This is a genomic window from Lujinxingia vulgaris (genome assembly GCF_007997005.1).
Lineage (GTDB): Bacteria > Myxococcota_A > Bradymonadia > Bradymonadales > Bradymonadaceae > Lujinxingia.
On sequence record NZ_VOSL01000114.1, the window covers coordinates 1 to 10222 of the forward strand.

Annotated in this window: 9 protein-coding genes; 3 read left to right on the forward strand and 6 right to left on the reverse strand. The window is 65.4% G+C overall.

Annotation, left to right across the window (positions count from 1 at the left end; genetic code table 11):
* Together FRC96_RS16575 and FRC96_RS16580 are read right to left on the reverse strand one after the other, a co-directional pair.
* On the reverse strand, positions 1-837 hold an 837-nt coding region (locus tag FRC96_RS16575; RefSeq protein ID WP_230470360.1), incomplete at its 3' end, for a TolC family protein.
* Positions 838-1055: 218 nt separating this feature from the next.
* Complete coding sequence (locus FRC96_RS16580) at positions 1056-1364, reverse strand: hypothetical protein (RefSeq protein WP_146976065.1); 309 nt, start codon at positions 1362-1364, stop codon at positions 1056-1058.
* 458 nt (positions 1365-1822) lie between these two features.
* Here FRC96_RS16580 and FRC96_RS16585 point away from each other — a divergent pair, with 458 nt between their 5' ends.
* Positions 1823-2512, forward strand: a complete 690-nt coding sequence (locus FRC96_RS16585; protein ID WP_230470361.1) for a TetR/AcrR family transcriptional regulator — start codon at positions 1823-1825, stop codon at positions 2510-2512.
* A 42-nt stretch (positions 2513-2554) separates the two neighbouring features.
* Here FRC96_RS16585 and FRC96_RS16590 read toward each other — a convergent pair whose 3' ends face one another.
* Complete coding sequence (locus FRC96_RS16590) at positions 2555-4108, reverse strand: cytochrome P450 (protein ID WP_230470362.1); 1554 nt, start codon at positions 4106-4108, stop codon at positions 2555-2557.
* Positions 4109-4201: 93 nt separating this feature from the next.
* Here FRC96_RS16590 and FRC96_RS16595 point away from each other — a divergent pair, with 93 nt between their 5' ends.
* A complete protein-coding gene (locus FRC96_RS16595; RefSeq protein WP_146976068.1) occupies positions 4202-5383 on the forward strand; it encodes a DUF7151 family protein in 1182 nt (393 codons plus the stop codon).
* 273 nt (positions 5384-5656) lie between these two features.
* Here FRC96_RS16595 and lspA read toward each other — a convergent pair whose 3' ends face one another.
* Positions 5657-6223 carry a signal peptidase II gene (gene lspA, locus FRC96_RS16600; RefSeq protein ID WP_146976070.1) on the reverse strand — a complete coding sequence of 189 codons (567 nt, stop codon included), beginning with the start codon at positions 6221-6223 and terminating at the stop codon, positions 5657-5659.
* A gap of 275 nt (positions 6224-6498) precedes the next feature.
* Between lspA and FRC96_RS16605 the strand changes: the two genes are divergently transcribed.
* Positions 6499-7317, forward strand: a complete 819-nt coding sequence (locus FRC96_RS16605) for a hypothetical protein (protein WP_146976072.1) — start codon at positions 6499-6501, stop codon at positions 7315-7317.
* 127 nt (positions 7318-7444) lie between these two features.
* Here the strand turns inward: FRC96_RS16605 and FRC96_RS16610 are convergent, their stop codons facing one another.
* A complete protein-coding gene (locus FRC96_RS16610; protein ID WP_146976074.1) occupies positions 7445-8254 on the reverse strand; it encodes a phytanoyl-CoA dioxygenase family protein in 810 nt (269 codons plus the stop codon).
* 594 nt (positions 8255-8848) lie between these two features.
* A partial coding sequence (locus FRC96_RS22365; RefSeq protein WP_230470363.1) for a HEAT repeat domain-containing protein occupies positions 8849-10222 on the reverse strand: 1374 nt, incomplete at its 5' end.

The window sequence follows — 10222 nt, forward strand, 5'->3', positions numbered from 1 at the left end:
GCGTTGCGCGCGGGCCCGGGCCCGCAGCGCCTCGGCCTGCGCCCGAAGCTCGGCGGCGCGCGGAGAGGCGGTCTCCGAGCGCAGCAGCGCCTCGTGCACACGCTGAAGTTCAGCGGCAGTGGGGAGGGTGGCGAGGCCCGCATCGTCAGCATCCGCGCTGTCTTCGGCGGGCTGGTCGATTTCGAGCACGGTGGCAAGGCGGCGCTCCAGGCGCTTAAGACGGGCGCGCTGGCGGGCCACCTCCGCAGCTTCGCGCTCATACCTTAAGGCGGCCAGCTCAGCCTCCAACGCACCGGACTCACCCGACTCGGCGCGGGCGGCGGCCACCTCGCTTAAGCGGCGAGTGAGCTCCAGACGTGTTGCGGCAAGGTCCAGGGTGGCGGCGCGGGTGGCGGCTTCGCGATAGAGCATCAGCGCGCCTCGGATGGCCTCCACGTCGGCGCGCTCGGCCTGGCGCTCGCTGAGCGCGAGGTTGGCCTCACCCTCCTCGATGCGCCGGGCGCGGTCGCCGGGGCGGCCCAGGGGAAGCCCTATTTCCAGGCCCAGGTCGGCCTGGGGGCTGGATGCGCCGTGGGTGTCGCCGGTCAAAAAACGCGGGCCGGCGCTCACGCCCACCTCCACGCCCTCACTTAAGACACGCTCGCCAGCGCGTAGCTCGCCGCGGGCAGCCTCGGTATCGAGGGACGAGGTATGAAAGGTCGGTGCGCTACAGCGTGCGTAGTCAATGACCGAGCTCAGTCGGAGCTCGGGGGGGGATTGCGCCCGGGCCGCCTGCGGCCAGGCGGCCGCAGAGGTGAAGAGGGCGCACGCGGCAAAGGCCGCGAGTCGTCGTTGCATGATGCTCTCTCCCGACGATGGTCCGGTCGCCCCGCGCCGCGAGACAGCTCCTGAAAGGATGCCTCACTCGCCGCCGGTCGCTCGCCATGCGCCGCTCATTCAGCGCCGCGCAACGCTGCACGGACTCTGGATGAGCACGCTCAAGCGCGCACCAGACCACCTGGTTTTCGAAAATGTCGAAGGTCTCGAAACATCGCCAGAATGGCGAAAACCTACGCTCAGACGAGCGCACGGGGAGGCTTAAAGAGCCTCATGCGGTGGCCCTCTCCATCGCGAGAGAGGGTGATCACCTCTTCGATGGGGGCCGGCACGCGCTGAAGCCGAAAGCTCCAGGCGGTGGTGCCCACCATATGGCCGCAGCAACCGCAATAATCGCAGTCGGCGGCGCATTGCCCGCTCTCCAGCTCTCCCGGACAGCAGGCTTCATGCTCGACGTGCTCCGGCCGCTCGATGACATCCCGATCGGCATCGGCACGATCCACAGACGCGCTACGGTCGAGCTCACCGGCGTTCGATGACAGTTGCATGGAAGGCGGCACACAGGCGCTCACCTTCGAGGGCGCTGCCACGACCAGCGCGCACAGAAGCGTCAGGCAAAACGCTGCCATCAACTTCCACGCGATCGTCGCGTACGCAGGTTGTGAGCTGGCCTCAATCATCGTGTGTCGCTTCGGTGTGTCATCGTCTCAAAAAAAACACGTCCAGAACGCGTGAGCATCATAAGGAGCTGCCCGGCACGGGGCAACCCCGCGATCTGAACAACGTCTGCGCGCATGCTATGCCCATCGATTCTGCTCAAGGGCGGTCAATCGCCCTTCCGGGCCGCCCCGCGACCCCCCTGCTTGCGAATGCTTACCATAAGGTTAGGATGCCCCTTCCCGATTGGGTTGAGACTCGCTCCAAGCCGTACCTGGACCGGTGAGTCGCGCCTGTATGAACGCTTGATTCACCTGCTCCGACCTCCCCTGACGTGAGGGTTCCCATCGTGTCTACCCGTCGACTTCCCGCTGCCGAGCGCAAGCAACAGATCTTGATAAGCGCCATTCGCGTCTTCGCCCGCTCGACCTACCACGGCGCGACCACCAAACGCATCGCCGAGGAGGCCGGCGTCACCGAGGCGCTGCTCTACCGCTATTACAGCAGCAAACGCGAGCTCTTCATCGACGCCATCGACCACACCTCCGGCAAGCTCGCCAGGGGCCTGGAGAAGGCCCTGGCCGAGCATTACGAACACCCGGTCGAGGCCATCGTTAGCTGCATGGAGTTTTACGCGCGTCTTCTGCAGAGCTCCGAAGACCTCGCCAGGATGATCTTTCTGGTGCTCGCTGAGCTCGATGAGCCGGACGTGCGCGCGGTCTATTTGCCCTATCAGGAAAACGTCGTCGGGCTGCTCACCGAGAACATCACGCGCTGGCAGGACGCCGGCATCGTCGATCCGCGCATCAACGCCTTTGATACGGCGTGGCTCTTTTATGGCACGTACATGATCCTGGCGCTGGCGCGGCAATCCCACGGTCGGGTGCGTGTGAGCCCTCGCCACGCCGTCGGGCTGATGCGCCCCTTTTTGAGCGAGGATGGGGAGCGGCGCCTCGATGAACTCAGCCAGACCCGGCCGCAGCTTCGGGCCCTGGTCGAGAGCTCCGAGGCCGAAGAGACCACCGAGTCGCCTGCATAATGTAGGGTCGATGTCCGACCCACGGTCGGTTCTCTGGAGTGGTTAACGTCGCTCCAGGTGCATTGAAATCTCATCCTTCACACCCAGCGTGATCGTGACGTTGGGCTCGGCTGGCGAGTCGCTGGCAACACGAAGTTTGAAGCGGCTGGCCAGCGTGGCGAGCACGAGCTGGGCCTCCATCATCGCAAAACGTTTGCCGATGCACTGACGCGGGCCGCCCAGGAAGGGGTAATACGCAAAACGGGGGCGCTCGGCTTTGGGGTCGCGGAAGCGCTCCGGATCAAAGGTCTCGGGCGACTCCCAGAAGTCGGGGTGGCGGTGGGTGACGTAGGGGCTGATGATCACGAAGGTGTCGGCGGGCACCTCATAGCCGCCGATCACGTCGTCTTCCACCGACATGCGCGCGAGCATCGGCACCGGCGGGTAAAGACGCATCGATTCTTCGATGACCATGCGCGTCCACTCCAGGCGAGGAAGGTCGGCCAGGGTGGGTCGCCGGCCGCCTTTTAAGACCTCGTCGAGCTCGGCGTGCAGTGTTTTTTCGGCCTCAGGGTGCTGCGAGAGCAAATAAAAGGTCCACATCAGCGCGGTGGCCGTGGTCTCAAAACCCGCTAAAAAGATCGTCATCACCTCATCGCGAAGCTGCGCGTCCGACATGCCTTCGCCGGTCTCCTCATCGCGGGCCTCCATGAGCATGGTGAGCAGATCTTCGCGGCTATCGCCCGCGCGTCGCTCGGCGATGATGCCCTCGACCACCTCGTCGAGTCCGGCGATGGCGCGGTTGACCCGCATATTGCCCGGGGTGGGCACGCTCAGCGGGATCGACCAGGGCACGCGAATGCGTCGGGTGACCTCCTCGAGCACAAACTGCAGCCGGGCGTTGACCTTCGCGCTGTGGCTGGAGAGCTCGGTGCTCAAGAGCGTGAACCCCACGATATCGAGGGTGATTTTGGTCATCTCCTCGCTCAAGCGCACCACCGGGGCCTGGCCACCTTCGGCGGCGCTCAGACGCGCCTCCCACTCCCGCGCGCTTTTTTCGGCCACGTCGACCATCGTCTCGGCAAAGCCGTGGATGCGCTTTTTATGAAAAGAGGGCTGGGCGATGCGCCGCTGCCGCAGCCAGAAGTCGCCCTCGCTGGTCACAAGCCCGTTGCCCAGAAGCTGGCGCATCGCGCGGTAGCCGCGGGTGGTCTTGATGAAGTTGCGGTTGTTGCGGATCAGCACGTAGTTCAGGTCGTCGGGGTGCGCGATGAAAAGCGCCTGCTTGTTGAGCAGGCGAAAACGCACCCGGTCGCCGTAGGTCTTCTGGCCTTCAAAAAGCGTGGCCAGCATATCGGCTTTGAAGGCCGGCACATTGCCCAGGATCAACGAGCCCGGGGGCTGCGGGATGGCGTCGAAGGGTTGGGGAGCGTCATCGGTGGGATCGGAGGTGGGGCTGGCGTCGGAGGTCGCGGCGGGAGGCTGCGTCATGGCGTCGGGGCTCTCTAAGAGGGAGGGGCAGGTCAGCCCCAGTATGCCAGCGGTGATTCGGGTGCGAAAGACGCGCGCTGCCCCCGGAAAGATGGGTTTGAGACGCGCGCGACATTTCGTTAGCAATGCTCTCACCCCATACATTCGTTTACGTTCAGGGAGGTTTTTATGATGTTGAAGCGACAAAGCGTACTGGCAGCATGCTTGATTGTGGGAACGATGAGCGCGTGCGGAGGCGGCGACGCCGTCTCCGGACCGGCCGGCGCCGACGGCGTGAGCACTCTGGTCGATACCGAGCAGGTCGAGCCAGGAGACGACTGTGAATTCGGCGGTTTGCGTGTGATCACCGGCCCTGACGAGAACGCCAATGGCGAGCTCGACGCCGATGAGATCGACGACACGTCGTTGATCTGTGCGGTGGCCGGTGCGCCGGGCGCCGATGGGCAGGCTGGCGAAGACGGCGAAGACGGCGAAGATGGCGCGCAGGCGCTTCAGAGCCTGACCCTGGTCAGCGAAGAAGCCCCCGGAGATGCCTGCCCGAGCGGTGGGGTGCGCGTGGACGCCGGCATTGACCTCAACATGGACGATGTGCTCGACGAGGATGAAATCACCTCCACCGCCTTCGTCTGCGATGGTGAGCAGGGCGAACAGGGCGAACAGGGCGAACAGGGCGAACAGGGCGAACAGGGCGAGCAGGGCGAGCAGGGCGAGCAGGGCGAACAGGGCGAACAGGGCGAACAGGGCGAGCAGGGCGAGCAGGGCGAACAGGGCGAGCAGGGTGAGCAGGGCGAACAGGGCGAGCAGGGCGAGCCTGGCCTGAACAGCCTCATTGATATCGTGGACGTCGACCCCGGCGCGGACTGCGCCTACGGCGGTCGCCGCATCGATGTGGGTGTTGATGTCAACAACGACGGCGCGCTGAACCCCGGGGAGGTTCAGGAGACGACTTTCGTGTGCGATGCGCTCGAGAGCCTCAGCGTGAGTTTTCCCTCCAACGACACGACGCTCGATACAATGTTCACTACCCAGCTCCTGGGTTCGGCTACCTACGCCCCTTTTGCAGCCGGATCGTACGTCGAGGAAACCTTCGATGTGGGGACGCTTCCCGAAGTCGCCAGCCTGAACTACGCCTTTGAGATGGAAGACAACACGACCACCTACTGTGAGGTGGGTGAGCTGCGCTTTGCGATCACGCTCAATGGTCAGGAGATCGACACGTACAGCTTTGTGGGCGGAAATAGCGGAGCGAGCTTCTCATTTGAGGGGCAAATCTACTTCGAAGCGATCGATCTGAGCGGCACCGATGAGGTCACCCTGCGGATCACCGCGATCGATCAGGTCTGCCAGGGCGCCGGCGCGTACAGCTGGCTTGTGGGCGGGATGTTTGTGCTCAACGGCTAATACGCTGTCAGTCCATGTTGACGCCACGTCTGCTGCATTGAGCTCACCTTGAGCTGCGTTGCAAATCCTCCATGATCCCAGAGCATCCTCTGTGGTTTGCACCTGGCTCGGGTCACTCTCGATTTCGCATCTCAAGGTGTTTCGATTGCCTTGTGGCGATACAAAGCCTGTGAGCTTTCATCCATCACCCTGAACGAAAAAACGCCCCGAACTCGGGGCGTTTTTTCGTTCAGGTTTTTCAATCAGGGAGCCAGGTGCGATCTGGCGAGATGCTCAGGTCTGCAATGAGGGATCCGCCTCGTCGCTGCTTTCAGGCGGCGGGCCGTCCTCATCGGAGGCCTCCGCCTTGTCGGGCGCCCAGGTGTCGCGGGAGACGAGCATCATCGCCGCGCCCAGCATGATCCAGACGTCGGCCACATTGAAAATACCGGTGCGCAGGGTGCCGATGCCCAGGTTGAGAAAATCGGTGACGCCGCCGTCAAAGAGCACGCGGTCGATCACGTTGCCAATGCCCCCGCCGATGACCAGGCCGGCGGCCACCACCGAGAACTTTGAGAGATCCGGGGTGCGCATGATCCACACCAGAAAGGCGATCAGCGCGATGCTGACCACGCCCACAAAGATGGCGGTGCGCAGCGCGGCGGGCATCTCCGAGCCCATGCCTAAGAAGGCGCCGTGGTTCTCGATGAGCACAAGGCGAAAGGTGTCGCCCAGATACGAGAGGCGCCCCAGGCCCTCAAGCTGCTCGCGGGCGACGATCTTGGTGACCTGATCGCAGCCCACGCTTGTGCTCAAGACCAGGGCGAGGAGCGCGGTGTTGCTGATGCGAAGATTTTTCATCGGTGGTGTCCAGCTGGTTAACAGGAGTCCGCACAAGTACCCGGGGGCGGCCGATTCTATTCCGCGCGGGGGGGCGTTCACCGATAGCACTTGCCCGGCTTGAACCCAACGGCGCAACGCTTTAAAGTCCCCGCATTCGTAACACGCACCACCTGAGAAGGTCCCCGCCGTCCACGGCCGTAAGGGGGGACTCCACGTCGACTTCCGGCGCGTCGATCCATGCTGTGTCCACAGCGCAGGTTCCGACGCCCCGACCCGAACACGGAGCTGCACGTATGCAGGAGACCAAATTCGATCAGGTCATGCTCGCCAGGCTCATCCGCGCCCGCGACGCGATTGCCCCTTTGAACTTTAACCATCCGGTGGCCCAGGCCAGTAAGGAGCTCTGCCTGGATCTTCTGGAGGAGGCGCATTTGAGCTTCACCGAGCAGGTGGAAGATGCGCTGGAGGAGGGCGGGCAGGCCGCCCGGGCCGCCGCCGAGCTCGACCGCGCTGAGGTGGCCGCCGAGGCCAGCTACATGAGCCTCTTTGATATGTGCCAGGCGCGCTATTACAGCCTCAAGAGCAACGCGTCGCCGCGGCTGGCTGAGTTCACCGAAGCCATGGAGAGCGCCTTTGGCGGGGTGACCCCGGGGCGTTTTGTGGGTCTGGGGCTTGACGCGGCCGCCGCGCGCCTGCGGCGCGTTGTGGAGTTCTGCGCCCGGGAGTTTGTGCACGACCCGCGCGTCGACGCCGCGCGCCAGACCCTGGCCACCCTCCTGACCTGCCGCAAGCTCGCCGACGCCGAGAAGGCCGAGGCCACCACCACCATCACCGAGCTGCAGGCCGCGCGCGCCGAGGTTCGCCGAGCCTACGGCTCGGCGCGCCATCTCCTGGAGGCCTCCCTGCGCCTGGTCGGGCTCGAAGACGATCTCAACCACCTGCTCGCCCCCCTCTACACCATCTACCGCCCGCAGCGCGCTTCGGCGGGGGTCACGATCACCATCGACCCCGACGAGCCCCACATTCCCGGCCCCGGCGTGGGCGATGACGCCCGCATTCACACCGGCCCGGTGCCCGTCCCCGACGTGCACGAGGAGGCTCCGGCCGGGTGAGGGCCTGTCGGTGTGTCGTGCGTCGTAGATAAGTCGATAACCCCCGCGCCTGCCGAGGCGCGGGGGTTTTTTGATCAGACGTCGTGGTCAAACAAGCCGGTTGAAGGCGGGGCGTTGTATGTGGACCTCAGCTTGAAACCCCGGAGCCTGCGATGCCCCGGGCCATCGCCTCCTCTACCGGTGAGCGCTGATCTTCCGGGCGCTCCGGATCGAGGGGAACCCGAGGGAGGAGCGGGGGCTGCGCCATAAAACGTGCCTCGGTGCCCCGGTGGGGCTGGGCGCTATGCACCAGAAATGGGTGGCAGAGGTACACGGTGCCTGCCGGGCCGGTGGCCAGCGTCTCCACCGCGCCGTCGTCCTTGCCAAAGCCCTGCGCCGCCAGCTCGCCAAGGGTCAGCCCTCGCTCGCCATGGGGCGCAAGACGCGCGGCCATCTCAAGGTGCGAGCCCACCCGCAGCCGCGTGGGGGCGTTGTGCTCGTCAACATCCGAGAAGAGAAAGAGCATCAGGAGCGCTCGCCCCTTCGAGTAGGCGTTGATGCGCCATTTGAGAAAATCCGGCTCGTTCTCCCAGCCGAAGCTCGCGTCGATATGCCAGCCGCAGTCTCCCGGATCCTCCTCGGAGGGAAAGCGGATGGGGAAGGTGCCCATTGACGGGCAGGGCAACCACCGCTCGGGGCCAACCAGCGCGTCGAAGGCGGCGTGGAGGCGCGCGGTGTTGGCCGCCTCCACAAAGCGAGGATGGGGGATGTGGCCAATGCGAACCACCGGTCGGGTCCAGGTGGCGCGATCCTGCGGATCGCAGCCGGTGGCCCGCCAGAGCAGCGCGCGGCACTCCGCTGCGAGCGTCTCTGAAAAGGCCTCGTCGATACGAACAAAGCCCTTCTGAATAAAATGATCGATCTGGGTGCGCGAGAGCGCGGGGCCGTGATGCGTCATCACAAACTCCTGATGTCTGGGTTGAGAAAGGTGCACCGATGCCTGGCGAGCGGGGGCTCGCCAGGCTGGATACTCGGGACATTCGGGCGGCCAGAAGGGCCGCGTCTCAACCGATCAGGAAGAAGGTGGTGATCATCATCATGGCGCTGTCCGCAGGAAGGGGGAGCTGAAGCCAGGGGCGTCGTCGGCCGGGGCAGACGAGGGGCCTCTGGGGCTCAGAAACCTAACGAGAAGGAAAAACGCTGTAAAGGGTGGGGTCATCCCGAGTGTGCCGCGCGCGGGAGCTGTGCTTGAGTTTATCGTCAGGTTCGGGAGGGACAGCGGAATCCGGGGGGCTTCGACGTGACGAACACCCCCCGAAGCTCTTAAGCCGGGCTTCGTCACGTCGACGAAGGGTAAAATCTACCCATAACGAGGTATTCGTAGCGTCGACGAAGGGGGTCTTAAGGCCTTAAGAGCCCTCTCGTCACGTCGACGAAGGGCTTGAGTTACCCATAATGGGGTATTCTGTGAGGTGACGAACACCCCCTGAAGGTCGTGAGGAGGTGTTCGTCACGTCAGGTTGGGAGGGGGGCGGATCGAGGTGTTTTGGCGTTACGCGCGGCCGCCGCGGACAAACCATTCTGCCAGCTCGCTCTGCGCACGGATGCGCAGCTTGGGGGGCTGATCGGGGTGGTAGTTGAGGTCGAGGCCGGGGAGCTGCTCGATCTCGTCGAAGGCCAGCATGCGCAGCTCGTCGTCGGGGCTGTTCATGGCGTCGACCAGCCAGCGCCAGCGCGGGGTCTCGTGGGCATCAAACCACCAGCGGCGCCACTCCGAGGGGGAGGGGCCCAGGGGCTGAAGGGTGATCTCGCGCAGGGCGCGGTGGATGGTCAGCTGCACGCGGCCGCCGTGCTCGCCAAGGGCGTCGACGAGCTGGGGGATGGCCTTGAGATCGCGGAGCTGGCGGATGTTCTCGGCGGCCTGCTCCACGCGGAACTCTTCGTTTTTCTGGGCGAGCTCGTGGCGCAGGGGCTGGATGACAAGGACGTCGAAGTCGCCGTGGTCGCGGTAGCCCATCAGGATGGTGCGCGCGAGCTGGCGGGTCTGCTGGTCGCGGTCGAAGAGGCGCCCGAGAAGCTCGTGGAGGAGGCCGTCGGCCGGCAGCTCCGTGAGCAGGAAGGTGGCGTAGAAGCGCAGCTCCAGGCTGGGGTTGTCGATAAAGTGGCGCACCACCTTGAGCGAGGGGCGGCCCAGGCGCACCAGGGCGTCGAGCACCGGGCCGTGTTCGGCGACCGGGGGCAGGGTCTGGGCGGTGTACTGGTAGCGGTCGACAAAGATGCGGCCGGGGAAGAGCTCCTCGAGGCTGGCGATGATGCCTTCGCTGGCGCCGGCGGTGGCGACGTGCTCGGCGGCGGCGAAGGCCAGGTCCCGGTCGCGGGCGTCGAGCATCTCCAGGCTCTCGCTTAAGTCGACGGCGACCGGACCGGAGTCCAGGATCTCTTCGAGCGCCTCGACCGGCACGGTGCGCGGGTTGGAGCTCGTGTCGCGCTCCATCTCTTCCATCAACTCGCCAAAGCCGCGGGTGCGGCCGGCCGGGTTGATCTGCATGGTCGCGCGGGAGGAGGAGCCCCCGATCTGGGCGCTGCTCTCGGAGCGGGCACCCTGCTCAAGCTCGTCGAGCCAGCGATCGGAGCGGGGCTCGGAGCGATCCTCACGCATCGGTTCGCTGATCTCGCTGATCGAGTTGGCGCCCACCTGCACATAACGCACCTCGCCAACCCCCATGAAGGTGTGGCCGGTGGCGGAGGCGCCGAGCTCGGTGAACTCGGGCTCTTCCGGGGAGGTGGAGGTCGGAGCGTCGCCCTGAGCATCGCGGCGGCGCGGGCGGCGGAAGATCTGGGCGCGCGGCACCCCGGAGGCGTCGGTGGGGATGTTGAGGCCGCGGGTCGCGCTGCGCAGCCCGCGGGCGGCGTCGGGGCGCTCCTC

Bases quoted from the DNA above. Each gene is read 5' to 3' on its own strand.
- FRC96_RS16580 (WP_146976065.1), bottom strand. From the start codon at position 1,364: ATGCAACTGTCATCGAACGCCGGTGAGCTCGACCGTAGCGCGTCTGTG.
- FRC96_RS16595 (WP_146976068.1), top strand. From the start codon at position 4,202: ATGAGCGCGTGCGGAGGCGGCGACGCCGTCTCCGGACCGGCCGGCGCC.
- lspA (WP_146976070.1), bottom strand. From the start codon at position 6,223: ATGAAAAATCTTCGCATCAGCAACACCGCGCTCCTCGCCCTGGTCTTG.
- FRC96_RS16605 (WP_146976072.1), top strand. From the start codon at position 6,499: ATGCAGGAGACCAAATTCGATCAGGTCATGCTCGCCAGGCTCATCCGC.
- FRC96_RS16610 (WP_146976074.1), bottom strand. From the start codon at position 8,254: ATGACGCATCACGGCCCCGCGCTCTCGCGCACCCAGATCGATCATTTT.